This window comes from Bradyrhizobium hereditatis (genome assembly GCF_020329435.1).
Classification (GTDB): Bacteria; Pseudomonadota; Alphaproteobacteria; order Rhizobiales; family Xanthobacteraceae; genus Bradyrhizobium; species Bradyrhizobium hereditatis.
Map to the genome: position 1 here is coordinate 384,880 of NZ_JAGKJK010000005.1, position 24,090 is coordinate 408,969.

The following is a 24,090-nucleotide window of genomic DNA, read 5'->3' on the forward strand; positions in this document are numbered from 1 at the left end:
GCGACGCCAATCCGGCCGGTTCCGTTCCAGGTCTTTGCGATGGACTACAGCAAATTCTTCAATACCGCCCTCAACCGCCTGCATGACGAGCGGCGCTACCGCGTGTTCGCCGACCTCGAGCGGATCGCGGGACGCTTTCCGCATGCGGTCTGGCACTCGCCGAAGGGCAAGCGCGACGTCGTGATCTGGTGCTCCAACGATTATCTCGGCATGGGTCAACACCCGAAGGTGGTCGGCGCCATGGTGGAAACCGCGACCCGCGTCGGCACCGGCGCCGGTGGCACCCGCAACATCGCGGGCACCCATCATCCCCTGGTGCAACTCGAGCAGGAGCTGGCTGACCTGCACGGCAAGGAAGCGTCGCTGCTGTTCACCTCGGGCTATGTCTCGAACCAGACCGGCATCTCCACGATCGCCAAGCTGATCCCGAACTGCCTCATTCTATCTGACGCGCTCAACCACAATTCGATGATCGAGGGCGTGCGCCAGGCCGGCTGCGAACGGCAGATCTTCCGCCATAACGACCTCGCGCATCTCGAGGAACTCTTGATCGCGGCAGGCCCCGACCGGCCCAAGCTGATCGTCTGCGAGAGCCTCTATTCGATGGACGGCGACGTCGCACCGCTCGCCAAGATCTGCGACCTCGCCGAGAAATACGGCGCCATGACCTATGTCGACGAGGTTCATGCGGTCGGCATGTACGGCCCGCGCGGCGGCGGCATCGCCGAGCGTGACGGCGTCATGCACCGCATCGACGTACTCGAAGGCACGCTCGCAAAAGCGTTCGGCTGCCTCGGCGGCTATATCGCTGGCAAGGCCGAGATCATCGACGCGGTCCGCTCCTATGCGCCGGGCTTCATCTTCACCACCGCGCTGCCGCCGGCGATCTGCTCGGCCGCGACTGCCGCGATCCGGCACCTGAAGACCTCGAACTGGGAGCGCGAGCGCCACCAGGACCGCGCCGCCCGCGTCAAGGCGATCCTCAACGCCGCCGGGCTGCCTGTCATGTCGAGCGACACCCATATCGTGCCGCTGTTCGTCGGCGATCCCGAGAAGTGCAAGCAGGCCTCCGACATCCTCCTGGAGGAGCACGGCATCTACATCCAGCCGATCAACTATCCGACGGTCGCCAAGGGAACCGAGCGGCTGCGGATCACGCCCTCGCCCTACCACGATGACGGCCTGATCGATCGGCTCGCCGAAGCGCTGCTCCAGGTCTGGGACCGCCTCGGCCTCAAGTTGAACAGGAAATCGCTGGCGGCCGAGTAACCCTATCCCGCCAAACCTTCGCAAATTGGGCCGGTCGCGCGATGCGCTGCCGGCCCAAAGCGTTTATATTGCCTTCCTCCGGCCGAGACGCCCGCGCGTCCGGCCGGCGCGAAGAAGCACGTCCGCATCAAGTGACGGGAGAGGGAGACCCGCAGCGATGCTGCACGACTGGGGCGTAATCGCCGCCGCGTTCGCCTATATCGGACTATTGTTCGTCGTCGCCAGCTATGGCGACCGCCTGTCGCCGAGCCAGCGCGGCCGCGCCAGCATGATGATCTATCCGCTGTCGCTGGCGATCTACTGCACCTCCTGGACTTTCTTCGGCTCGGTCGGCTTCGCCACCCGCACTAGTGTCGAGTTCCTCGCCATCTATGTCGGCCCGATCCTGATGATCGGGCTGTGCACGCCGCTGCTCAAGCGGGTGATTCATCTCGCCAAATCGCAGAACATCACCTCGATCGCCGACTTCATCGCGGCGCGCTACGGCAAAAGCCAGGCAGTCGCCGCCACGGTCGCTGTCATCGCGATCGTGGGTTCCGTGCCCTATATCGCGCTGCAGCTCAAGGCAGTGGCCTCCTCGCTGGAGACGATCCTCAGCGAAGACAAGCTGTTCTCCTCGATCCCGATCATTGGCGACATCGCGCTGGTCGTGACGCTGGCGATGGCAGCGTTCGCGGTGCTGTTCGGCACCCGCCAGACCGACGCCACGGAGCACCAGCACGGCCTGATGCTGGCGATCGCCACCGAATCCATTGTCAAGCTGGTGGCCTTTCTCGCCGCCGGCGCCTTCGTCACTTTCTGGATGTTCACGCCGGTCGAGCTGATCGAACGAGCGATGAAGACGCCCGAGGCGGTGCGCGCCATCAGCTACGTGCCGTCGATCGGCAATTTCCTGACCATGACGCTGCTGTCGTTCTGCGCGATCATGCTGCTGCCGCGCCAGTTCCACGTCAGCGTGGTCGAAAATTCCAGCCCCGAGGAGGTCCGCCGCGCCCGCTGGCTGTTTCCGCTCTATCTGGTCGCCATCAATCTGTTCGTGATTCCGATCGCGATCGCGGGTCTCGTCACCTTCCCGTTCGGCGCCGTCGACAGCGATATGTATGTGCTGGCGTTGCCGATCGAGGCGAATTCCACGCTGCTCAGCATTGCCGTGTTCGTTGGCGGCCTTTCGGCTGCCACCGCAATGGTGATCGTGGAATGCGTCGCGCTCTCGATCATGGTCTCGAACGACCTCGTTTTGCCGATGGTGCTGCAGGGCAGCCCCACGGCGCGCGACGGCAGCAAGGCTTTTGGCGATTTCCTGCTCAGGATACGGCGCATCGCGATCTTCGCCATCATGGTGATGGCGTATTTCTACTATCGCGCGCTCGGCAACACCCAGCTCGCGGCGATTGGCCTGTTGTCGTTCGCCGCGCTCGCGCAACTGGCGCCGGCCTTTTTCGGCGGCCTGTTGTGGCGGCAGGGCACTGCGCGCGGAGCGATGGTCGGCATGCTGGTCGGCGTCGCGGTGTGGTTCTACACGCTGTTCCTGCCGAGCTTCCTGGAAGGTAGTACAGCCGGTCTCTTATTCTTGCAGCAAGGCCCGTTCGGCATCACGGCGCTGCGCCCGCAGGCGCTGCTCGGCACCGATCTGCCGCCCTTGATGCACGGCGTGTTCTGGTCGCTCGCGCTCAACATCGTGACCTATGTCCTGATATCGATCGCGCGCCAGCCGTCCTCGATCGAACGGCTACAGGCGGACTTGTTCGTGCCGAACACGCTGACGCCGATTGCTCCGCCCTTCCGGCGCTGGCGCACCACAGTGACGGTGCAGGACATCCAGAGCACGGTGGCGCAATATCTCGGTCCCGAGCGTGCTGCCCAGGCCTTCGAAAACTTTGCCGCCGGTCATCCCGGCAATCTCGATCCGACCGCGCCGGCCGATTTCGAGCTGCTGCAATACGCCGAGCGGCTGATCGCCTCCTCGATCGGGGCGGCATCCTCGCGCCTCGTGATGTCGCTTCTGTTGCGCAAGCGCACCGTCTCCGCGAAGGCCGCGCTCAAGCTGCTCGACGATTCCCACGCCGCGCTGCACTTCAACCGCGAGATCCTGCAGACCGCGCTCAACCATGTACGCCAGGGCATCGCAGTGTTCGATGCCGATCTGCAGCTGATCTGCTCGAACCGCCAGTTCGGCGAAATTCTCGCGCTGCCGCCGCATCTGGTGCAACTCGGCATTCCCCTGCAGGAGATCCTCGAATTCATGGGCGCGGTCAGCGCCTCCGGCGCCGACGATCCCGACACGCTGCTGCAGCGGCGGCTGGAGGCCTACACCACTGAGGGCGAGCCCTATCTGGAACGGCTGCCCGACCGCCACATGGTCATCGAGGTGCGTTCCAACCGGATGCCGGGCGGCGGCTTCGTCATCACTTTCTCCGACGTAACGCCGAGCTTCGAGGCCGCCGAGGCGCTGGAGCGCGCCAATGCAACACTGGAAAAGCGCGTGCGCGACCGCACCGAGGAGTTGACCCGCCTCAACTCCGAGCTGGCGCGGGCCAAGAGCACGGCCGAGGATGCCAACATCTCGAAGACGCGGTTCCTGGCCGCCGCCAGCCACGACATTCTGCAGCCGCTCAACGCGGCACGGCTTTATGTGACGAGCCTCGTCGAACGGCAGAACGGCGGCGAGGATTCGCGCCTGGTCGAAAACATCGACGACTCGCTGGAGGCGATCGAGGAGATCCTCGGCGCGCTGCTGGATATCTCGCGGCTCGATGCGGGAGCGATGACGACCTCGATCTCAAGCTTCAAGATGGCCGACCTGATGCGCTCGCTCGAAATCGAATTCGCGCCAATCGCCCGCGCCAAGGGGCTGGAGCTGACCTTCGTGCCCTGCTCGCTGCCGGTGCAATCCGACCGCTCGCTGCTGCGGCGGCTGCTCCAGAATTTCATCTCGAACGCCATCAAATATACGCCGCGCGGGCGCGTGCTGATCGGCTGCCGCCGTCACGGACAGTCGCTGCAGATCGGAGTCTACGACACCGGCGTCGGCATTCCCGTGACCAAGCGCAGCGAGATCTTCAAGGAGTTTCACCGCCTCGAACAGGGCGCGCGAATCGCGCGCGGCCTCGGCCTTGGCCTGTCGATCGTCGAGCGGCTGGCGCGCGTGCTCAACCATGGCATCGCGATCAACGCAACTGCCAGCGGCGGCTCAGTGTTTTCGGTGACGGTGCCGGTCGCCAAGGGGATCAACCATACTGCCGCCGTCACCAGCGCCACGCCGCTTTCGAAGACGCCGATGAGCGGCGCGCTGATCGTCTGCATCGAGAACGATCCGGCGATCCTCGACGGCATGAAGACGCTGCTGACGGCCTGGGATGCCGAGGTAATCGCCGTGGCCGATCCCGAGGCTGCGATCGCAGCGATCGAATCGTCAGACGGCAGCGTGACGGGGCTTTTGGTCGACTATCATCTCGACCGCGGTAACGGCGTCGCGGCAATCCGCGAGATCCGCCGCCGCTTCGGCGAAAACATTCCCGCGATCCTGATCACGGCGGACCGCAGCCCGAACGTCCGGGCGGCCGCGCGCGAAGAGAATATCACGATCCTCAACAAGCCGGTGAAGCCGGCATCGCTCCGCGCTTTGCTCGGCCAGTGGCGCGCCCAGCAGATGGTGGCGGCGGCCGAGTAGCATTCGACGTTGCGAGGAGCTTGCGACGGAATTGCAAAAGCAATTTTGCGCTGAAGCGACGAAGCAATCCATCTCTCCTCGCGCGGTGAGATGGATTGCTTCGCTAACGCTCGCAACGACGGCGATCACCCCGTCGGCGTGCCCTGGCGCCACTGGCCGCCGGAGATTTTCGCGGCGGCGATCACGGCTTGCGTCCGGCTTTCGACGCCGAGCTTTTGCAGGATCGCGGAGACATGCGCCTTGATGGTCGCCTCGGAGACCCCGAGCTCATAGGCGATCTGCTTGTTGAGCAGGCCTTCGGAGAGCATCATCAGCACCCGCACCTGCTGCGGGGTCAGCGTGACCAGGCGGTCGCGCAGGCGCGCCATCTCGGGATCGTCGGCCGACGAAAGGTCGGTATCCGGCGGAACCCAGACGTCGCCCTCCATCACCTTCATGATGGCATCGCGCAGCGTTTCGACGCCGAAGCGTTTCGGAATAAAGCCAGAGGCGCCGAAATCCAGCGACCGCCGGATCGTGCCGGCGTCGTCGCTCGCGGACACGATCACCACCGGGATCGCCGGATATTGCGCACGCAGATAGATCAGGCCGGAGAAGCCCGAGATTCCGGGCATGGTGAGGTCGAGCAAAATCAGGTCGACCTCGGAATCCCGTTCCAAGAGCGCGGTGAGATCCTCGAACGTGCCGGCCTCGCTGACGACGGCCGATGCCACGACGCTCGCCACCGCCTGCCGCAACGCGTCGCGGAACAGCGGGTGGTCATCAGCGATGACGAGGTGGGTGCCGGCAGGGGTGGTCATCTACTTCTTGTGCGTCCAAACGCATGCTCTCGCCATGACGGCTGTCCGGGCGAATTTATCCGTAATTGTCCCCCGCCCCACGTTTGTATGCAAGCACGCAAATACCCCATCAAGCAGAAGCGGTTAACCGCGATCTTGTGCGTCGCAACATGGCTGCTTCGGATTCCTGCGGAACGCCATGGAATCGGGTCTGTCATTCAGTGCAGGAACAGGAGATCGCGCGCGAGGTCATCGACATGCGCCACCGCTTCGAGTGCCGCTCGCAGCCGGTCTTGCGCGCGGCTCGACAATGGCTTGATCGCAACCGCGTTGGAGGGCGGCAGGCCGTGGGCGGCATCTTCAATCTGCTGCGCCACGATCAGATCCAGAAACACGCCGTGTGCCTCCATCAAGGCGTCGAGATCGCTTTCGCTGGCGTGGGCCAGAGCCTTGACCCCGGCCAGCCGTGCCGGCGTCGACCGGTCCATCACGTGATAACGTATCGCCATGGCGCGCGCCGCGGCCACCAGACCGAACAGCCCGGCCGACTTGATGTCGATGCGGCCGCCCTCGGTACGGATGCCGCCGAACAGCGTGAGGCTACCCGGAATCCTCACGGTATCGACAAGCAGCTTGGCAAAAGCGGTCTGTCCGTCCGCTGCGTCATAGGCAGCCTGTCTTACCTCCATCGCAAGAGCAGCGTCGCCGTGTACGGCGCGCAAGTCGAAGAAGATATCCACCGACAGCAAATCCGCAGGGTTGGAGCGCGATATCCAGTGGTCGACGCGGGACAGCCATGTGGCGACCGAACCGCGCCAGGCGGCGTTCTTCGCCATCACGCCTCCCTTGCAGTAGGGCACGCCGGCCTGGTGCAGGATATCGGCCACGTGTTCGCCGAACGCGGCAAACCAGCGATCCTCGGGACCGTCCGGATCGCCATGCGCGAAGATGACGGCATTGTCCTGATCCATCGCCAGCATGCTTTCGCCGCGCCCGGCGGACCCCAGAACGACCAAAGCATAGGGTACGGGCGGTTCGCCGCGGCCGCTCTCCCGCATCGTCCGCTCCGCGATCACTGCGGCCTGGCGCGAGAGTGCTCCCAGCTCGCGGGAAATCACTTCAGCAATCTCGCGGCCCGACAGGCCTTCGCCCGACAATGCTCCCGCAAGATGCGGCAGCCTGGCCCAGGCGACGGAAAGTGCGTGCGCGTCCTGAGCGTCGTCGATCTCGTCGCCGAGCGAGATGGCCTCGCCCGCCCGCAGCCGCAGCAAGTCGCGCGCCGACAACGCTCCGACCACGTGGCCTCGCTCATCGACGACCCCGAGATGGCGTATCTTGTGGCGACTCATTCGGCCAATCGCACGGTAGAGAAAGGCGTCGGCAGGAACGGCGATCAACGGACGCGCCATGATTTGCCTCACCGGCAACTCGAGCGCTCCCGCACCGAAGCGGTCGATCGCCCGCAACACGTCGCGCTCGGTCAGGATGCCTGCGTCGACAGCCTTGATTTCCTCCGATGCACCCAGCGAGTCCGCGACGTAGAGCGAGGATATCTTCTCCTGCCCCATCCTCCCGACGGCCTGCGATATCGGCGTGTCGGGTGTGACAAAGACGGCCGGTGTCCGCATGATGTCGCGATTGCGGCGGCGAAATGCATAGGCGTCGTAGCGCCTCAAGGTCCGCTCGGCATCGAGCCGTGACGGGGGCTCGACCGCTTCGGCCCAGCCGGATCGAACCTGATCGTCGAGCACAGCCGTCAGCGCGCGGCACGCGCGCTCGGCCTCTGCAACGGTGCGGATGCCGTGATCGCGGAGCTGCGGCACAAGCGCCAGGAACACCCGTGCCGTGATGATTGCATCACCGAGCGCCGTGTGCCGGCCTGCGAGATCGATGTCGAGCCAGGTAGCCAGCTTCTCCAGCGAATATCCGGCCAGTTTTGGCGCGGCGATTTCGGCCAGCAGCCTCGTGTCGAGCGTCCGCGGACGAGACCACGGCAGCCCTGCTTCCTCGCATTCACGCCTCCAGACCGCCAGGTCAAAACCGATCGTGTGCCCGATCACGATGCCCGCGCCGAGATATTCCCGGAAGCGCGGCCAGACGTCGGCAAACGGAGGCGCTGCTGCAACGGCCGCGTCGTCGATGCCATGAACCTCGGTGATGCCTGCGGGGATCGATTCGGCACCCGGCCGAATCAGCTGACGAAACGAGTCGCCATCGACGAGCTTGCCCGCCGAGAGCCGCACGGCCGCAAGCTCGATAATTCGGGCCTTTCGCGGGTCGAGCCCGGTCGTTTCGGTGTCGACGACAACCGCATCGAGGGCCAGAAGCGGTGCGCCTCCCTGCGTGCGGTCCATCGCGCCTCCATCAACGTCGCCTGCGCGCCTATGCCGTATCGCCCGTGCTCAACACCTGTCGCAGCGACGCCACGTCTGCCCGCGCGACGAATTCGTCATGGATATTGCACAGGCTGACGCGCAGGTAATTGCGTGTCGTATCAAAATCTCGCCCGCGCAGCTTTTCGTGGATCGGCATCATCGCAAAGTAGCTCTCCGCCAGGGGATTCGGGATGTCCATCACCCGCTTCGGCGCATGTCCCCCGGCCAGGTCCAGCCGATGCTCCAGTTCGCGCCGCGCTTCTTGCCAGCCCGCCGCGCCGATCGATGGCGGCACCGGATAACGGTCGAAGACCGAGAGGACGATGCGGATGGTCCGGTCGTGCACCGCCCGCCGGTCCGCGCCGTCGTGCGGCCGCAGCACCCCTTCGACCATCTCGCCGACCATCGCGAGACCGAGCGGAAATGCCTGCCAGCGCGCACGTTCGACGGAATTGGCAAACCCCTCCTCGGCAAACAGCACCTTGGCGTAATGGCCAGCGCGGGCACGGGAATATTCGTAAATACCCTTCTGCACGATGAAGGCCGACTGGGCATGGACGAAGTCTGCGAGCGCCTCGCGGTCGCGGATCGGCGGACGTCGTCGAAACAGTTTTTCGAATAGCTTCATTGCGATCTCACACTGCCAAATCGACGCTGGTGGCCCTCAATTTACCTTATCTGGTCCTGGCGAATTCAACTTTCTCTACGCCATGCCGTTAGCAGTTGCGGCAACTCCCCATTGCAATTGCTCCGCTCCATTTCGCAGGCGCAACAATTATTACCCCCGAAAGTATTATGAGCCCTGACCCCTCGTAATGTTAGCCTGCGTTGTCTCCAGAATCGGCACAAAGACCGATAGAGCAGCGGCATAGGGGGGACGCCGCACTGAAGGGATTTGTATTCCCCTCGATCATTCATCCCGGCGCTTTTTCGCCGGCCCATGCTTTGAAGGAGGAATGCAAGCTATGCCTGACTCTACGAGCATCAAACAGAATGAAGAGGCTCATTGGCGCAAGACGTCGCGCCTGATGTTCACGCACCTCGGAATCTGGTTCTTCTTCGGCTTCGTCATCCACATGTTCGTGAAGCCGCTCAACAATATCGTCATTCCGATTCTGGGCTTCCCGCTCGGCTTCTATATGGCGGCGCAAGGGTCGCTCATCGCGTTCGTGGTCATGCTGTTCGTGTTCGCGAAACAGCAGGACAAGATCGATCGCGAATTTGGCTTTGCCGAGGAAGATTGAGGGGAGCATCGACATGGCCACGCAAGGCGCTGCCACTTCGGATTTCATCAAAAATCTTGGCAGGATGTACGGGACCTACACCGGCGGGTTTCTGGCGTTCATCATTCTGCTCGCGCTTCTCGAACAGGTTGGCGTTCCAAACAAGATCCTTGGCTACTTCTTCGTGTTCTTCACGCTTGCGGTCTACGCCATCATCGGGGTGATGACGCGAACTGCGGAAGTCTCCGAGTATTATGTCGCGGGACGGCGCGTGCCTGCCTTCTACAACGGCATGGCAACCGGCGCCGACTGGATGTCCGCGGCTTCCTTCGTCGGCATGGCCGGCACTCTGTTCCTGCTCGGTTATGACGGTCTCGCATGGGTGCTCGGATGGACCGGCGGATTTGTGCTGGTGTCGATCCTGATCGGGCCATATCTGCGCAAGTTCGGCGCCTATACCGTACCCGACTTCCTCTCGTTCCGGTACGGCGGCAACTTCGCTCGCTCACTCGGCGTGATCGTACTCGTCGCCTGCTCCTTCACCTATGTGACCGCGCAGATCTACGGCACCGGGATTATCGCCTCGCGGTTCCTCGGGATGCAGTTCGAGCTTGCGGTCTTTGCGGGCCTGGTCGGCATCCTGCTGTGCGCGATGCTGGGCGGCATGCGGGCGGTGACCTGGACGCAGATCGCACAATACATCGTGCTGATCATCGCCTATCTGACGCCGATCGTAATCCTGTCCACCATGAAGTACGGGATTCCGATCCCCGAACTCACCTACGGGCAGGCGATCGTGGATATTACCGCGCGCGAGCAGCAAATGTTGGCGACGGGTCTTGCGACACCCGCGGCGCTGAAACCGCACATCCAGCCCTTCATCAACTACAGCCCGCTCAACTTCTTCGCGATCATCATGTGCATGATGGTCGGAACAGCCTCGTTGCCGCACATTCTGATGCGTTACTTCACCACCCCGTCGGTGCGTGAGGCACGCCAGTCGGTCGCCTGGTCGCTGTTTTTTATCTTCCTATTGTACTTCTCGGCGCCGGCCTATGCCGCGTTCTCCAAGCTGGAGGTCTACACCAACATCATCGGGCGCGACCTGTCAGCGATTCGCCCCTGGTTGTTCAGTTGGGGTGAACTCGGGCTGATCCAGATCTGCGGCAAGGACGCAAGCAGCATCGATGCGGTTATCGCAGCGTGCAAGGCCATCGCCGGTCACCCGGGCGTCGTCCGGCTGCAGGACTTCGTCATCAATACGGACGTGATCGTGCTCTCCACCCCGGAGATCGCGGGACTTCCCTATGTGATCTCGGGTCTGGTCGCAGCCGGCGGTCTCGCCGCCGCCCTCTCCACCGCCGACGGGCTGCTGCTCGCCATAGCCAACGCCTTGTCGCACGACATCTACTACAAGATGATCGACCCGAACGCTCCGACCATTCGCCGGCTCACGGTGGCTCGCGCTCTCCTCGTGGGCGTTGCGGTGGTCGCAGCCGCGACGGCCGCAACCAAGCCGGGCGACATCCTGGCCATGGTCGGCTGGGCGTTCTCGCTCGCGATGGCCGGTAACTTCCCGGCTCTCGTGATGGGCGTCTGGTGGAAGCGGACGACGGCAGCCGGCGCCATCTGCGGCATTATTGCGGGCTTCGGGTTGTGCCTGTTCTATCTCGTGACAACCCGGTACTTCCCGGGTGCAGGCGTGAAGTACTTCGGCATGACGTCGCTGCTGAACCCCGTGACAGGGGCTCCGGTGGTCGATATCGCGAAGGCCATGGCGTTGCCCAATGCCATGGAAAGCTTCCCGACATTGGCTCACCCGCTGGCCAACAAGGTCGGGTGGTTCAACCTCAACAACATCGCCTGCGGATTGTTGGGAGCCCCACTCGGCTTCTTGACAATCGTCGTCGTCAGTCTGCTCGGCAAGGAGCCGTCGCGGGAGATGCAGGCCTACGTCGACGAAATCCGGAAGCCGCGCGGCAGGACGGTGCTCGAAGAGAAGACTACCTAGGTTCTTTGACTGCAGACGATCGACGGGGCCCCCAGGGGCCCCGTCTTTTGTTGGCGGCAGCTTATCCGGCTTGCCCGAACATCGAGCTCTTGCCATTGTTGGTCGAGCGCGGCTGGTTGCGATGATCGGCCGACTGTCACACCGCCAGGCCGCGAGGAGAAACGTTCTTGGATATCGCAAGCTCGCTCGCGGCGTATTGGTACTTTCACCTGCCCAATTTTATCCTTGCAGTGTTGATGTACACGTTGCTTGGCCGCGCCCTGCTGGGTTTGATGGTGGATGCAGATTCGCCGAATTACATCTGGCGATTTTTCTGCCGGATCACCGATCCCGTCGTCGCCGCCGTTGCGATCGTGACGCCCAAGGTAACCCCGCCGGTCCTGGTTTGGCTGTTCGGCTTCGTCTGGCTGTTCTGGCTGCGCGTCGCGTTTCACTACACATTGCTGCTGTTCAATCTCGCGCCCCGGCTTGGCGGAGCCGCGTCATGAATCGCAATTTCTATTTCATCGGCATAGCGTTCTTCGGCATGATCAACGGCATCTTCAATCAGCTCGCGCTGATCTTCACGCTGCTATACGTCCAGTTGCTCGCCGGCCCGCTGCTGTTTGGCAGCCTGTCCCTGACGCTGATGTTCGCATCTCTGATGGTTTCGACCGCGACCGTCATTCTTGGAGGAATCCCGGCGGCGATCTACGAGCGGGTCACCGGCGCCTCGGAATCTAGCGACGCATCGCTCTGGATCTGGCTTGCGGGAACCGCCCTTTTAGCGCTGCCGGCCGCCGGTAACTTTCTCAAGATCGGCCTGTGACGGCCACTTCGCGGTGTTGAGCGCGGGCGGCGCTGCCGCTACCCTGCGGCCCGGTTTCGAACCGGCATATACCTTGATTGACGGGGTGGCGGATCGTGGAAGAGATACGCCGTATCGCCTACGAAACAGTGCTTCGCGCCTGCGGCTTCGCCTCGCTCGCGATCTTCTGCATTATGATCGGGTTGTCCTTCCTGCCACGCTCCTCCTTCCAGGCGGGAGGTTTTCTCAGCATATTGATGACACTGATTCTGGTTTTGAAAGCTTGGGAGGCCCGGACTAAGGACCACCGCCGGACCGAGTTGTGGCTCTACCTTCCCAAAGAGAGCCGTCCACCTCAGGCCTCCGCGCAGCGAACAGTTTCGACGGTCATGCGCGAGACTTATCTGCTGTTCGCGCTCTGGACCGCGAAGATCTCCATTGTGATGTGGAGCATTGCGCTTTTCCTCTCTCTTATTGGACTTTAGTTTGAGCTTCGCCAACGGCGGGGCCGGGCGCGGTCGGATCACCGCTCATGGCGGACCGGCCAAATGCAGGCTGGGCGCAGCGACCTGCCTGAACGCCCACGGCTTTTCACAATCCAAGAACCAGCGCTGCCTACTGTTTACGCAGTCTGGAATTACGCGCCGGCCACGGCCTGCTCGCGCAGAGGCCCCGACGCCCAGCCGAAAGTACTATTGGGCCAAGCGTCGCGAACATGTAGTGAGCCCTATTCATAATGCGTGATCTGACGCAACGCACATTTGCGCGATCGTAAAAAAGGGGAGCGAATCGGAAATGTCGACAGTTACTGCCACGTCCGGCAAGGCCGCAGGGATGACGAAGGACGAACGTTTCGTCATTCTCGCATCCTCGCTCGGCACCGTCTTCGAATGGTATGACTTCTACCTGTTCGGCTCGCTTGCCAGCGTGATCGGCGCGCAATTCTTCGGCGTCATTGATCCCGCAACAAATCAACCGATGTTCAACCAGGCCACGCGCGATATCTTCGCACTGCTGGCGTTCGCAGCGGGCTTCATCGTTCGTCCGTTCGGCGCCATCGTGTTCGGCCGCGTCGGCGACATCGTCGGCCGCAAGTACACCTTCCTCGTCACCATTCTGATCATGGGCCTGTCGACCTTCATCGTCGGCATATTGCCCAACGCGGCGACCATCGGCATTGCGGCGCCGATCATCCTGATCGGCCTGCGCCTGTTACAGGGCCTCGCGCTCGGCGGTGAATATGGCGGCGCGGCGACCTACGTGGCCGAACATGCCCCGATGGGCAAGCGCGGCTACTACACCTCGTTCATCCAGACCACGGCAACGCTCGGCCTGTTCCTGTCGCTGCTGGTGATCCTGTTCACCCGCACCGCGCTCGGCGAGGCCGAATTCGCCAAGTGGGGCTGGCGCATTCCGTTCCTCGTCTCCGTGGTGCTGCTCGGCATCTCGGTCTGGATCCGGTTGCGCCTGAACGAGTCGCCCGTGTTCCAGAGGATGAAGGACGAGGGCAAGGGCTCGAAGGCGCCGTTGACCGAGGCCTTCGCCAACTGGAGCAATGCAAAACTCGTCCTAATCGCCTTGATCGGCGGCGTGATGGGCCAGGGCGTGGTCTGGTACACTGGCCAGTTCTACGCGCTGTTCTTCATGCAATCGATCCTGAAGGTCGACGGCTATACCGCCAACCTCCTGATCGCATGGTCGCTGCTGCTCGGCACTGGCTTCTTCATCGTGTTCGGAGCGCTGTCCGACAAGATCGGCCGCAAGCCGATCATTCTGGCGGGCTGCCTGATCGCGGCGCTGACCTTCTTCCCGATCTTCCGGATGATCACCACCAATGCCAACCCGGCGCTGGAAAAGGCGATCGAATCCGTGAAGGTCGAAGTGGTGGCCGACGCCAAGGGCTGCGGTGACCTGTTCAATCCGGTCGGCACCCGCGTCTTCTCCGCACCATGCGATACGGTACGCGCCTACTTGGCACAGCAGTCGGTCAAATACTCGACCAGCTATGGCGCTGCCGGCTCCGGCGTGAAGGTCGTCGTCAATGGAAAGGACGTAGCTTACACCGACGCTAAGACGTCCAATCCGGCCGTCCTGGCAGCGGTGCAGGCCGCAGGTTACCCCAAGGCCGGCGACGCCCAGATCGTGAAGATGGCTCACCCGTTCGATATCTTCAAACCGAACGTCGCCGCCATCATCGGGCTGCTGTTCATACTGGTGCTCTTCGTCACCATGGTGTACGGGCCAATCGCTGCGATGCTGGTCGAACTGTTCCCGACCAAGATCCGCTACACCTCGATGTCGCTGCCCTATCACATCGGCAACGGCTGGTTCGGCGGGTTGCTGCCGGCGACCTCGTTCGCGATCGTGGCCTCGACCGGCGATATCTACGCGGGTCTCTGGTATCCGATCATCTTCGCCTCGATTACGGCGGTGGTCGGCTTCTTCTTCCTGCCGGAAACCAAGGACGTCGACATTACGAAGTAACTTTCAAGAATCTTTGGACCGGCCGCGGAGCGATCCGCGGCCGGTTTGCTTTTGGGAAACGGCTTAGTTCTACAGCGTCATGCCGCTCAAACCCCTCATCCTGAGGAGCCCGCTGAGCGGGCGTCTCGAAGGATGTAGGCCACAGACGGGGCCTCGTGGTTCGAGACGCGCTTCGCGCTCCTCACCATGAGGGGCTTGTGCAGAGTTAATCCACGCTGCCCACGAACTGCAGCACGATCTCGCGCCGGTGCGGCCGCGCGCGGTTCTCGGTCAGATAGATCGCCTGCCAGGTGCCCAGCGCGAGCGTGCCCTGCAGCACCGGGACCTGCAGCGAGGTCGCCGTCAGCATAGTCTTGATGTGCGCGGGCATGTCGTCCGGCCCCTCGGTGTCATGGCGCCAGCCGGCGTTTTCGGGCGCAAGCCGGTTCAGCGCCGTCGCCAAATCGACGAGCACGGTCGGATCGGCATTTTCCTGGATCGTCAGCGACGCCGAGGTATGGCGGATGAACAGCATCACCGCACCTTCGCGCGCGGCGGCATCGCGCAGGAATTTCGCGACTTCGGCGGTGAGGTCGGTGAAGCCTGTGCCTGATGTCTCCACGGTCAGCAGCGAGGAGACGATGGTGCTGGCGGCAACGGTGGAGGGAGCGCTGCGGGAAATGGATTTGGGTGCGACCATAGATTCGATCTCTCAACACGTCGTCCCTGCGAACGCAGGGACCCATAACCACCAACGTCAGTCGTTGCAGATGGTGTCAACTTTCATCGAAGAAAATCGAAAGGCCGCGGCGTATGGGTCCCTGCGCCGAGTGCGCGATTGCGCACGGAGGCAGGGACGACGTGCGGTTGGAGCGCGACGCGCCGTCAAATCTTGCCGTTGACGTCCCGCTGCAAGCGGTTGGCGATCTCGATCAGGCGCCGCCAAGCCTTCTCCAGAAACGTCATCATGCGATCCATGTCGCGGTCGCTCGGCAGCGGGATTTCGATCTTGCGCTCGCCCTCCGCCACCTTCGGCTCGCTCTTCTTCAGCGAGTCGGATTTTGGCAGCGCCTCTTCGATTTTGCCGGGGACGGTAGGCTCGCGCGCGGCGAGCTCTGCCTTGAGCTTTTCATTCTCGGCCTGTAGGCGCCCGATCTCCGCATCCATCGCGGCGCGCTCGTCCGGCACGGCATAGCAGGCCCAGCCCGCACCCGAATTGCTGCACATGGAGACCGCACCGGTGCGGGTATCGAGGCGAAGCGCGCCATCGGCCGTCGTTGACAGCGTATAGCGGCCGTTCTCGGCTTCCGGCATGCCCGCAATGGCGGCTCCCGCGCCGATGAGACAGATGACCAGGACGACGGGCTTCAAGAATTTCGAGGACGATGTTGCTGTGCGCATGGGCTTGCTCCCGCCTCAGGACAGGCTCGGTTTCCTCGACCGCCGGGGCGCTTTCAAGGCGCGTCGCTTTCAAGGCGCAGTCTGGACTCTTGAAGTATATGGAGCGCGACCGGACTTCAACGCATCCTCCAGCAATTCGAGCCGGTCCTGCCCCCAGAACACCTCGCTGTCCAGCACGTAGACCGGCGAGCCGAACACGTCGGCTGCCAGCGCGTCCTGCCGGTTCTGCTCATACGCTGCCGTAATGTCCTCCGAGCCGGAGCGCTCCACCAGTTGCTGGCCGGGCAGCCCCGATTCGTCAGCGAGCTGCGCAATCGTTGCGGGATCGGCGAGGTTGAGCTGATCCTCCCAGACGCCCGCAAAGCACCGCCGCAGATATCGGTCGGGATCAAGGCCGGCTTCCAGCGCCGCGATCACCACGCCGTCCGCAAGACGAGCGTTGAACGGCCAGTAGGTCGGCTGCAGGTGAAATTTCAGCCCGCGCTTGTCGCGCCAGCGTTGCAGCTCGACCATCCGGTAGCGCTGCCGTACCGGATGGCGCTTCATCAAAGGCAGGCCACCGGTCTCCGAGAACAGATCGACCAGCACTACCGGCTTGTGATTTACCTTGAGATCGTAAGTACTTACCAGGTTCCTAAAGGACTGGTGTCCAATATAGGCCCAAGGCGATTGGATCGAAAAATAGTAGTCGACCTGACGCGGCATGTGCCCTCCGGGAACGAGGATTTCGCTTCGCTCCGAGCATCCCAACAGACCACCCAAACTGGCGCAAGATCGATCATTGCAACAATAACTGCTGCACTGCGATGGCAGTCCACAGTGTCGCAGGCATCCCAGGAATAAATGCAATCAAATCAATGCACTAACTGGTTAGGGCCCAATCTTGACTTGATTAGGCGCGGTAAGTATGGTCCGCGCGGCTTTCAAGGGTGACGGGCGTAATTTCCATCCACCGTTGGCATCGTTTAATGTCTTGGGCATGGCCGAAGACAAAAACAACAACGCAAGTGGAAATCGCGATCAGCCGTCTTCCGACGAAGCTGCGCTTTCCGCAAGGCTCGGAAGTCTGGATCAACGGTTGTCCGAAATTCGCGACAGCCGGAAACTCAGGACTGATCAACCCGGAACTGAAAGCGGAGACAGGGCAGCCAGAGCATCTGCGATGGCGCTGGGTTTTCGTCTTTCCTCGGAGTTGGTTGCGGGCGTTGTCGTCGGGGCGGCGATTGGCTGGGGGTTCGACCGTTTGTTGTCGACATCGCCGTTCGGTCTCATCGTGTTTCTCCTACTCGGCTTCACTGCCGGCGTGGTCAACGTGGTGAGGTCTGCAGGCGTAGCATCCCGCAGACGCTGAGCTTCGACGGAAAGTCACGACATTTGAAATTCGATGCCGGCCAGGCCGGTGGATAAAGAGCCGCGCGGATGAAAATCGACCCGATCCACCAGTTCAATATCGAACCCATCTTCACGATCGGCCATATTGGCAACCACGCGATCGCCTTCACCAACTCGTCGCTCTACATGTTCCTCTCGGTAGCGGTGATTTCGCTACTGATGATCGGCGGCATGTCGGGACGGCAGCTCGTTCCGGGAAGGCTGCAGTCGATCGCGGAAATCTCCTACGAGTTCGTCGCCTCGACGATCCGCTCTACCGCCGGCGCGGAAGGCATGAAGTTCTTCCCGCTGATCTTCTCGCTGTTCATGTTCATCTGCATCTCGAACCTGATCGGCATCATCCCCTACACCTTCACGGTTTCGAGCCACATCATCGTTACCGCGGCGCTGGCGCTCCTGGTCTTCTTCACGGTGCTGATCTACGGCCTCTACAAGAACGGCCTCAAGTTCTTCAAAATCTTCGTTCCCCACGGCGTTCCGATCTACATCCTGCCGCTGGTCATGTTCATCGAAATCCTGTCGTTCTTCCTGCGGCCGGTTTCGCACAGCGTGCGTCTGTTCGCGAACATGCTGGCCGGCCACATCGCGCTGAAGGTGTTCGCAGGCTTCGTCGCCATGCTCGGCGTCTCGCTCGGCGCGATCGGCTGGATCGGCGGCGTGCTGCCACTGGCGCTCACCGTGGCGCTGACCGCGCTCGAACTGCTGGTCGCGTTCCTGCAGGCCTATGTGTTTGCGATCCTGACCTGCATCTATCTCAACGACGCCATTCATCCGGGACACTAAGCGGTCCGGGGAATTTCCACCCACACCCTGTCTTATCTCTCAAGGAGCTCTAGAAAATGGAACCGGCAGCAGCAAAACTTATCGGCGCGGGCATCGCATGCATCGGCATGGGCGGCGCAGGCGTCGGCGTGGGCATCATCTTCGGCAACTACCTTGCCGCTGCCGTGCGCAATCCTTCCGCAGCCCAGGGACAGTTCGGCAACCTGATCTTCGGCTTCGCCGTGACCGAAGCGCTCGGCATTTTCTCGCTGCTGATCGCGCTGCTGCTGCTGTTCGTTCCGCTCTGAGCTGCATCCACTCGCGCCGCCTTCGGGCGGCGCGCTGACAGCAACAGGAGACCCCCCGTGGCTGAGAAAAGTCATGGTACTGGCGCCCACACCGGGGCCGACGGCGGACACGGCGGAGGATTTCCTCCGTTCGAGTCGAGCACGTTCGCCTCGCAGCTGGTGTCCCTCGCCATCGCGTTCGTCGCGCTCTATGTGATCGTGTCCCGCTTTGCGCTGCCGCGCGTCGAAAGCGTGATCGACGCACGTCAGAACGCGATCGAGGGCGATCTTGCGGCGGCGCAGAAGTTCAAGGACGAGTCGGACGCGGCGCTGAAGGCGTATGAGACCGAACTCGCTTCGGCCCGCGCCCGCGCGCAGGCGATCGGCAACGAGACCCGCGAGAAGCTGAACGCGGCCGCGGAAGCCGAGCGCAAGGCGCTGGAAGACCAGCTCAACGCAAAACTTGCCGCCGCCGAGAAGCAGATCGCGGCGACGCGGGAAACCGCGATGAGCAACGTCCGCGGCATCGCCGCCGACGCCGCCGGCGCGATCGTGCAGCGGCTTACCGGCGTGCTGCCCGACGCGAAGATGGTAAGCAAAGCCGTCGATGCTTCGTTGAAGGGATAGACCGATGTTCACCGAACCGGAAACTTGGGTCGCGATCGCCTTCGTCATCCTGATGGTGCTGTTTGCCTATCTCGGCATCCACAAGACGGTGCTGACGGCGCTCGACCATCGCGGCGAACGCATCAAGGCTGAACTTGACGACGCCCGTCGTCTCAAGGAAGAAGCCGCCAAGCTGCTCGGCGAGTACCAGACCCGCCGCGCCAGCGCCGAGCGGGAGGCCGAGGAAATCATCGCCAACGCCAAGGCCGAAGCCGAGCGCATCGCGACCGAGGCCAAGGCCAAGATGGAAGACTTCGTCGCCCGCCGCACCAAGACCGCCGAGAGCAAGATCGCCCTCGCCGAAGCCCAGGCGCTGGCCGATGTCCGCGCCGCCGCCGCCAACGCTGCGGTCGAAGCCGCCTCGACCATCCTGTCGCAGTCGGTCAAGGGCTCGGTCGCCGACGACCTGCTTACCAAGGGCATAGCCGAGGTTCGCGCCAAGCTGAACTGATCGGCTTCCACCAACAAAAAAGCCGGTGCGAGATGATCGCGCCGGCTTTTTTATTGGCTGTTTCCTTATTGCTTCTTCTTTTTCGGCCCGGGGCGTTCGGGCTTCAAGGCCTGCGGGTCGAAGCCGATGTAGAAGATGTAGCTGTCGCCGACGGCGCCAGGAGGCGCCGGATAGGTGAGATCCTCGGCCACCAGCGTGAACGGCTCGCTGCCGGTTTCGGTCATGTTGACCGTGGTCTGATAGGCCTTGGTGGCGATGGTCTTTTCGGAGACGCCACCCTGCACCACGGCGACGCGGATCGGGACCTGGACCGCGGACGGCGCGCCGGCGGGGCCTGCGATGACGCGGCCCTGAATGCCGATCCGCGCCGTGATCACGCCGCCATTGAGGCTGCATTCGCGAGCCATCTTGGAGATCGTCGCCTGAAAGCGCAGGTCGTTGCCAACCGGCTGCTTGCCCGGCGCCGCGACGGCGTAAGTGGAGGCGCCCGCCCTGACAGTGACCGGCGGACAGGTCAGATCGCCCGTGTCCTGGGGAACCGCCGCCGCATTGGGCGCCGGCTCCTCTTCCGACTTGCCGCCAAACAGGCTCTTGAAACGATCGGTCAGCGATTGCGCCGATGTCGGCGCCACGGACAGGCAGAGGAGACCTCCCGCGACCGCTGCCACGGCCATCACCCTGGCCAAACGATTGTCATGCATGCGACGTCCCAAATCCCATCGTCCCACGTCATTATTCCGGGCGGCGTTATAGCAGGGCAATGGCGGCGAACCCAAGGCACCCAAAAGGCGTAAGGACCTGTGGTTCAGCCGCGGAAATCCTCATGCAGCAGGCCGAACAGCAGGTGATCCTGCCAGATGCCGTTGATGCAGAGATAGCGCCGCGCCAGCCCCTCGCGGGTGAAGCCGCACTTCTCCAGCACCCGGATCGACGCCGTGTTGGTGGGAATGCAGGCAGCCTCGATGCGGTGCAGATTGAGCTCGCCGAACAGCGTCGGCAGCAGCACCCGCAGCGCTGACGTCATGTAGCCGCGATGGGCATGGGGCTCGCCGACCCAGTAGCCGATGGTGCCGGCCTGCACGATGCCGCGGCGGACATTGGCGAGTGTGATGCCGCCGATCATGGCGCCGTCGGACTCGCGGAAGATGATGAACGGATAGGAGCGGTCGGCGGCGATATCCTCGGCGTAGCGGCGCAGCCTGCGGCGGAAACCGGCCCGGGTGAGATCGTCCGACGGCCAGATCGGCTCCCATGGCGTCAAATAGGCCCGGCTCTGCTCGCGGAGTTGCGCCCATTGCACGAAATCAGACATTTGCGGCGCGCGCAGCAACAGGCCGTGGCCGCGCGGCATGAGCGCGGCCGGTCCGCTGGATGGCAAACGAAACAGGGCCATGCCCTCAACTCTCCCGCTCGCTAACTATTGCAGCATGATCCTTGCGGAAAACCGGCGGCCACTTTGCGCTAACGCGGCCCTCCGGGTCCGGGATCATGCTCTAGTGTAGCAGCGACTTTGCCTTCGACCTCGTCAATCCTTCCGCAAAAGACACCGCCGTGTCCAGACCCCTGCCGCTGCCCAGTGCGACGACAGCCGGCCGGCTGCGGGACAGCAACGCGCGGGCGGCGTTGCAGGTCGATTCGATGTTGACCGCGTCGATCCTGGCGACCAGCTCTTCCACCGTCAGCGGCCGTCCATAGGCCAGGACGTGCCGGGCCAGTTGTTCGGCCCGCGACGAGCAGCTTTCCAGCGCCATCAGCAGCCCTGCCTTCATCTGCGCCTTGGCGCGGGCGACCTCGGCTTCGGTCAGGGTTTCGACGGCATCGTTGATGACGTCGACGATCACCTCCATCATTTCAGGCGCGTCACCGGGATCGGTACCGGTATAGAGGCCGAAAAAGCCGGTGTCGGTATAGGGCGCGTGGAAGGTGTAGATCGAGTAGCACAGGCCGCGCTTCTCGCGCACTTCCTGGAACAGCCGCGACGACATTCCGCCGCCGAGCGTGTTGGTGAACACCTGCAGCGAGAACAGCGAAAGATCGGTCTGCGGCACACCCTCGAGCGCCAGCGTCAGATGCGCCTGTTCGAGGTCGCGATGCACCACGCGCGAGCCGCCCTTGCCGAACATCGCCGGTTGCGGCTTTGGCGCGGGGGTGGCGTCGAAGCTTGAAAATTTCTGCGTGACTTCCTCGACCACGCGCTTGTGGTCGACCGCGCCGGCGGCGGCCACCACCATGTCGGGCCCGCGGTAATGCGTCGCGAGATAGCCGCGCAGCATGTCGCGGTCGAACGTCTTCAGCGTCTTGGCGGTGCCGAGCAATGAGCGGCCCATCGGCTGGTCCGGAAAGCAGAGCTCGTTGAGGTGTTCGAACACGACGTCGTCGGGCGTATCCTGCGCCGCGCCGATTTCCTGCACGATGACACTCTTCTCGCGCTCGAGCTCATCGGGCACGAAGGACGGATTGGTCAGGATGTCGGCGAGCACGTCGAGCGCGAGCGGCACGTCGGCCTTCATCACCCGCGCGTAATAGGCCGTGGTCTCGGTCGAGGTTCCGGCGTTGAGATCGCCGCCGACCGCCTCGATCTCCTCGACGATCTCGCGCGAGGAGCGCCGGGTGGTGCCCTTGAAGGCCATGTGTTCCAGAAGATGCGAGATGCCATGCTCGTTCGGCTTCTCGTCGCGGCCGCCGACGCCGGCCCAGACGCCGAGTGCGGCCGTTTCCAGATGCGGCATGGTGTCGGTGACGATGGTCAGGCCGGATGGCAGCTTGGTTACGTCAACGCTCATCCGGCAACTCCCTGCTTCGCGGCTCTGCTCACCGAGCGCACGAATCGCTCCACTTCGGCTGAATCGTTTTTCATCACCGTGATGTGTTCGGATTTGGTCAAGAGGCCGTCGAGCCAGACCGGCAGTTGCGGCCGCACGCCACACGCGGCTTCCACCGCATCGGGGAATTTGGCCGGATGTGCGGTCGACAGCACGATGTTGGGGATCTTCGAATCAGGTGTGTCGCGATCAGCCACCGCCAGCGCCACCGCGGTATGGGGATCGACGAGGTCCCCGGCCTCGCGCCAGGCGGCGCGGATCGCGGCCGACGTCTCGGTTTCATCAGCGCGGCCGGCGTCGAACTCCTCGCGGATCGCGGCCAGCATGGCATCCGGCAGCACGAAGCGTCCGGACTGTTTCAGCGAAGCCATCAGCCGGCGCACGCTATCGGCGTCGCGGCGGCTCGCCTCGAACAGCAGCCGCTCGAAATTCGAGGATACCTGGATATCCATTGAGGGTGAGGCAGAAGCGTGAACCTCGCGCACTTCATAGATGCCGGTCTTCAGCGTGCGCGGCAGGATGTCATTGACATTGGAAGCAATGCGCAGCCAGCGCACCGGCAGCCCCATCTTCTTGGCGACGTAGCCGGCGAAGATGTCGCCAAAATTGCCGGTCGGCACGGTGAAATCCACGGTGCGCGTCGGCGCGCCGAGCGCCACGGCCGAGGTGAAGTAGTAGACCACCTGCGCGACGATCCGCGCCCAGTTGATCGAATTGACGCCCGATAGCGCGACCGCATCGCGAAAGCGATGATTATTGAACAGCGCCTTCAGGATCGCCTGGCAGTCATCGAAAGTGCCTTCGATCGCCAGCGCATGCACGTTGGATGCGCCGGTCGTCGTCATCATCCGCCGCTGCACATCGGAGATGCGGCCGTTCGGGAACAGCACGACCAGATCGACATTGTCGAGCCCGGCAAACGCTTCGACCGCAGCGCCGCCGGTATCGCCCGAGGTTGCGACGACGATGGTGGTACGTTGACCGCGCTTTGCCAGCACGTGATCCATTAGCCGCGAGATCAACTGCATCGCGACGTCCTTGAACGCCAACGTCGGGCCGTGGAACAGCTCCAGCAGGAACTGATTTGGCCCGATCTGATCGAGCGGCACCACGGCCGGATGGCGGAATGTCGCGTAGGCTTCATTGGCCATGCGGCCGAGATCGGCGTCGGAAATCTCGCCTGCCGCAAACGGCTTGATCACGTCGACCGCGACCTCCCAATAGGGCCGGCCGAAAAAGGAGGCGATGGTCTCGCGCGAGAGCTGCGGCCAGACCTCAGGCACGTAGAGGCCGCCGTCGCGGGCGAGCCCGGTCAGCATCACATCGCAAAAACCCAGGACGGGGGCCTCCCCCCGCGTCGAAATATAGCGCGTCAAACCACCCTCCAAAGGCGCTAGCCCTATGCCAAGCCTTTGATCTTTATCGTGAATTAGATTTCGCTAAGCGCGAAGCGAGGGGTCACCATAAAGCGTTTTTGGGCCAAGGGGAAATGGCTCGTGCGCGAAAAGGAAGGGCGCAGCCTCCGCAAAATGCGTGATTCTAGGGGTAACGAGCCTTCATGCCGTGCGAGGGCGAGCCAATTTCGCTCCCGCCGGTACGCCGCGCCTACCCCCGTCATTGCGAGCGCAGCGAAGCAATCCATCTATCCCCGAGCTGAGACATGGATTGCTTCGCGGAGCCTGTCATCGGGCGCGCATTCGCGCGACCCGTTGGCTCGCAACGACGGGGAAAT

At 63.0% G+C, this 24,090-nt stretch carries 23 protein-coding genes; 13 read left to right on the forward strand and 10 right to left on the reverse strand.

All coding sequences use genetic code 11. The features are described 5' to 3' along the window. Positions 1-39: 39 nt before the first annotated feature. Both hemA and J6524_RS14575 read left to right on the forward strand, forming a co-directional pair. Positions 40-1,269: a 5-aminolevulinate synthase gene (gene hemA, locus J6524_RS14570; RefSeq protein WP_225671551.1), complete on the forward strand. Its 1,230-nt coding sequence runs from the start codon at positions 40-42 to the stop codon at positions 1,267-1,269. Between the two features lie 157 nt (positions 1,270-1,426). Continuing rightward, complete coding sequence (locus J6524_RS14575) at positions 1,427-4,939, forward strand: PAS domain-containing hybrid sensor histidine kinase/response regulator (RefSeq protein ID WP_225671553.1); 3,513 nt, start codon at positions 1,427-1,429, stop codon at positions 4,937-4,939. A gap of 125 nt (positions 4,940-5,064) precedes the next feature. On the opposite strand, the gene J6524_RS14580 is transcribed toward J6524_RS14575, so the two are convergent. The 3 genes from J6524_RS14580 to J6524_RS14590 form a co-directional block, all read right to left on the reverse strand. Beyond that, on the reverse strand, positions 5,065-5,739 hold the full coding sequence (locus J6524_RS14580; protein ID WP_225671555.1) for a response regulator transcription factor: 675 nt from the start codon (positions 5,737-5,739) through the stop codon (positions 5,065-5,067). Between the two features lie 197 nt (positions 5,740-5,936). Next, on the reverse strand, positions 5,937-8,072 hold the full coding sequence (locus tag J6524_RS14585) for a DUF294 nucleotidyltransferase-like domain-containing protein (RefSeq protein WP_225671557.1): 2,136 nt from the start codon (positions 8,070-8,072) through the stop codon (positions 5,937-5,939). 28 nt (positions 8,073-8,100) lie between these two features. Further along, positions 8,101-8,721: a hypothetical protein gene (locus tag J6524_RS14590; protein WP_225671559.1), complete on the reverse strand. Its 621-nt coding sequence runs from the start codon at positions 8,719-8,721 to the stop codon at positions 8,101-8,103. A 337-nt stretch (positions 8,722-9,058) separates the two neighbouring features. Between J6524_RS14590 and J6524_RS14595 the strand changes: the two genes are divergently transcribed. The 6 genes from J6524_RS14595 (at position 9,059) to J6524_RS14620 (ending at position 14,598) form a co-directional block, all read left to right on the forward strand. Beyond that, entirely contained in the window at positions 9,059-9,337 is a 279-nt protein-coding gene (locus tag J6524_RS14595; RefSeq protein ID WP_225671561.1) for a DUF4212 domain-containing protein, read from the forward strand. Between the two features lie 13 nt (positions 9,338-9,350). Beyond that, positions 9,351-11,327, forward strand: coding sequence for a sodium:solute symporter family protein (locus J6524_RS14600; RefSeq protein ID WP_225671563.1), 1,977 nt, complete (start codon positions 9,351-9,353; stop codon positions 11,325-11,327). Between the two features lie 167 nt (positions 11,328-11,494). Beyond that, positions 11,495-11,815, forward strand: coding sequence for a hypothetical protein (locus J6524_RS14605; protein ID WP_225671565.1), 321 nt, complete (start codon positions 11,495-11,497; stop codon positions 11,813-11,815). After that, positions 11,812-12,135, forward strand: a complete 324-nt coding sequence (locus J6524_RS14610) for a hypothetical protein (RefSeq protein WP_225671567.1) — start codon at positions 11,812-11,814, stop codon at positions 12,133-12,135. The genes J6524_RS14605 and J6524_RS14610 overlap by 4 nt, the downstream gene beginning before the upstream one ends. 95 nt (positions 12,136-12,230) lie before the next feature. Continuing rightward, positions 12,231-12,599 (forward strand): hypothetical protein, encoded by a 369-nt coding sequence (locus J6524_RS14615; RefSeq protein ID WP_225671570.1) that lies wholly within the window; start codon positions 12,231-12,233, stop codon positions 12,597-12,599. Between the two features lie 349 nt (positions 12,600-12,948). Beyond that, on the forward strand, positions 12,949-14,598 hold the full coding sequence (locus tag J6524_RS14620; protein WP_225671829.1) for an MFS transporter: 1,650 nt from the start codon (positions 12,949-12,951) through the stop codon (positions 14,596-14,598). 205 nt (positions 14,599-14,803) lie between these two features. Here J6524_RS14620 and J6524_RS14625 read toward each other — a convergent pair whose 3' ends face one another. The 3 genes from J6524_RS14625 to J6524_RS14635 all read right to left on the reverse strand — a co-directional run bounded on the left by J6524_RS14625 (position 14,804) and on the right by J6524_RS14635 (position 16,683). Next, complete coding sequence (locus tag J6524_RS14625; RefSeq protein WP_225671572.1) at positions 14,804-15,277, reverse strand: secondary thiamine-phosphate synthase enzyme YjbQ; 474 nt, start codon at positions 15,275-15,277, stop codon at positions 14,804-14,806. A 185-nt stretch (positions 15,278-15,462) separates the two neighbouring features. Next, positions 15,463-15,978: a hypothetical protein gene (locus J6524_RS14630; RefSeq protein WP_376712022.1), complete on the reverse strand. Its 516-nt coding sequence runs from the start codon at positions 15,976-15,978 to the stop codon at positions 15,463-15,465. 69 nt (positions 15,979-16,047) lie between these two features. Then, positions 16,048-16,683: a 2-hydroxychromene-2-carboxylate isomerase gene (locus J6524_RS14635; RefSeq protein WP_225671575.1), complete on the reverse strand. Its 636-nt coding sequence runs from the start codon at positions 16,681-16,683 to the stop codon at positions 16,048-16,050. A gap of 274 nt (positions 16,684-16,957) precedes the next feature. Here J6524_RS14635 and J6524_RS14640 point away from each other — a divergent pair, with 274 nt between their 5' ends. From J6524_RS14640 to J6524_RS14660, 5 genes are all read left to right on the forward strand, one after another. Beyond that, positions 16,958-17,329 carry an AtpZ/AtpI family protein gene (locus tag J6524_RS14640; RefSeq protein ID WP_225671833.1) on the forward strand — a complete coding sequence of 124 codons (372 nt, stop codon included), beginning with the start codon at positions 16,958-16,960 and terminating at the stop codon, positions 17,327-17,329. A 68-nt stretch (positions 17,330-17,397) separates the two neighbouring features. Beyond that, the gene (locus J6524_RS14645) at positions 17,398-18,153 is read left to right on the forward strand and encodes a F0F1 ATP synthase subunit A (RefSeq protein WP_225671577.1); all 756 of its coding nucleotides are present in this window, start codon (positions 17,398-17,400) and stop codon (positions 18,151-18,153) included. Positions 18,154-18,209: 56 nt separating this feature from the next. Further along, positions 18,210-18,440 (forward strand): F0F1 ATP synthase subunit C, encoded by a 231-nt coding sequence (locus tag J6524_RS14650; RefSeq protein WP_016847054.1) that lies wholly within the window; start codon positions 18,210-18,212, stop codon positions 18,438-18,440. Positions 18,441-18,497: 57 nt separating this feature from the next. After that, positions 18,498-19,046 carry a F0F1 ATP synthase subunit B family protein gene (locus tag J6524_RS14655; RefSeq protein WP_225671579.1) on the forward strand — a complete coding sequence of 183 codons (549 nt, stop codon included), beginning with the start codon at positions 18,498-18,500 and terminating at the stop codon, positions 19,044-19,046. Between the two features lie 4 nt (positions 19,047-19,050). Then, complete coding sequence (locus J6524_RS14660; RefSeq protein ID WP_225671581.1) at positions 19,051-19,536, forward strand: F0F1 ATP synthase subunit B family protein; 486 nt, start codon at positions 19,051-19,053, stop codon at positions 19,534-19,536. A 65-nt stretch (positions 19,537-19,601) separates the two neighbouring features. On the opposite strand, the gene J6524_RS14665 is transcribed toward J6524_RS14660, so the two are convergent. From J6524_RS14665 to thrC, 4 genes are all read right to left on the reverse strand, one after another. Continuing rightward, a complete protein-coding gene (locus J6524_RS14665; RefSeq protein ID WP_376712023.1) occupies positions 19,602-20,237 on the reverse strand; it encodes a hypothetical protein in 636 nt (211 codons plus the stop codon). Positions 20,238-20,341: 104 nt separating this feature from the next. After that, positions 20,342-20,929, reverse strand: coding sequence for a GNAT family N-acetyltransferase (locus J6524_RS14670; RefSeq protein WP_225671584.1), 588 nt, complete (start codon positions 20,927-20,929; stop codon positions 20,342-20,344). A gap of 100 nt (positions 20,930-21,029) precedes the next feature. Beyond that, positions 21,030-22,319, reverse strand: coding sequence for a M16 family metallopeptidase (locus tag J6524_RS14675; RefSeq protein ID WP_225671586.1), 1,290 nt, complete (start codon positions 22,317-22,319; stop codon positions 21,030-21,032). Further along, complete coding sequence (gene thrC, locus J6524_RS14680) at positions 22,316-23,734, reverse strand: threonine synthase (protein WP_225671588.1); 1,419 nt, start codon at positions 23,732-23,734, stop codon at positions 22,316-22,318. The genes J6524_RS14675 and thrC overlap by 4 nt, the downstream gene beginning before the upstream one ends. Positions 23,735-24,090: the final 356 nt, after the last annotated feature.

Coding starts and splice junctions, on each gene's coding strand:
- J6524_RS14590 (WP_225671559.1), bottom strand. CDS start 8,721: ATGAAGCTATTCGAAAAACTGTTTCGACGACGTCCGCCGATCCGCGAC.
- J6524_RS14665 (WP_376712023.1), bottom strand. CDS start 20,237: ATGCATGACAATCGTTTGGCCAGGGTGATGGCCGTGGCAGCGGTCGCG.
- J6524_RS14595 (WP_225671561.1), top strand. CDS start 9,059: ATGCCTGACTCTACGAGCATCAAACAGAATGAAGAGGCTCATTGGCGC.
- J6524_RS14630 (WP_376712022.1), bottom strand. CDS start 15,978: ATGCGCACAGCAACATCGTCCTCGAAATTCTTGAAGCCCGTCGTCCTG.
- J6524_RS14635 (WP_225671575.1), bottom strand. CDS start 16,683: ATGCCGCGTCAGGTCGACTACTATTTTTCGATCCAATCGCCTTGGGCC.
- J6524_RS14640 (WP_225671833.1), top strand. CDS start 16,958: ATGGCCGAAGACAAAAACAACAACGCAAGTGGAAATCGCGATCAGCCG.
- J6524_RS14575 (WP_225671553.1), top strand. CDS start 1,427: ATGCTGCACGACTGGGGCGTAATCGCCGCCGCGTTCGCCTATATCGGA.
- J6524_RS14650 (WP_016847054.1), top strand. CDS start 18,210: ATGGAACCGGCAGCAGCAAAACTTATCGGCGCGGGCATCGCATGCATC.
- J6524_RS14600 (WP_225671563.1), top strand. CDS start 9,351: ATGGCCACGCAAGGCGCTGCCACTTCGGATTTCATCAAAAATCTTGGC.
- J6524_RS14610 (WP_225671567.1), top strand. CDS start 11,812: ATGAATCGCAATTTCTATTTCATCGGCATAGCGTTCTTCGGCATGATC.
- J6524_RS14675 (WP_225671586.1), bottom strand. CDS start 22,319: ATGAGCGTTGACGTAACCAAGCTGCCATCCGGCCTGACCATCGTCACC.
- J6524_RS14580 (WP_225671555.1), bottom strand. CDS start 5,739: ATGACCACCCCTGCCGGCACCCACCTCGTCATCGCTGATGACCACCCG.
- J6524_RS14645 (WP_225671577.1), top strand. CDS start 17,398: ATGAAAATCGACCCGATCCACCAGTTCAATATCGAACCCATCTTCACG.
- J6524_RS14660 (WP_225671581.1), top strand. CDS start 19,051: ATGTTCACCGAACCGGAAACTTGGGTCGCGATCGCCTTCGTCATCCTG.
- hemA (WP_225671551.1), top strand. CDS start 40: ATGGACTACAGCAAATTCTTCAATACCGCCCTCAACCGCCTGCATGAC.
- J6524_RS14625 (WP_225671572.1), bottom strand. CDS start 15,277: ATGGTCGCACCCAAATCCATTTCCCGCAGCGCTCCCTCCACCGTTGCC.
- J6524_RS14620 (WP_225671829.1), top strand. CDS start 12,949: ATGACGAAGGACGAACGTTTCGTCATTCTCGCATCCTCGCTCGGCACC.
- J6524_RS14670 (WP_225671584.1), bottom strand. CDS start 20,929: ATGGCCCTGTTTCGTTTGCCATCCAGCGGACCGGCCGCGCTCATGCCG.
- J6524_RS14585 (WP_225671557.1), bottom strand. CDS start 8,072: ATGGACCGCACGCAGGGAGGCGCACCGCTTCTGGCCCTCGATGCGGTT.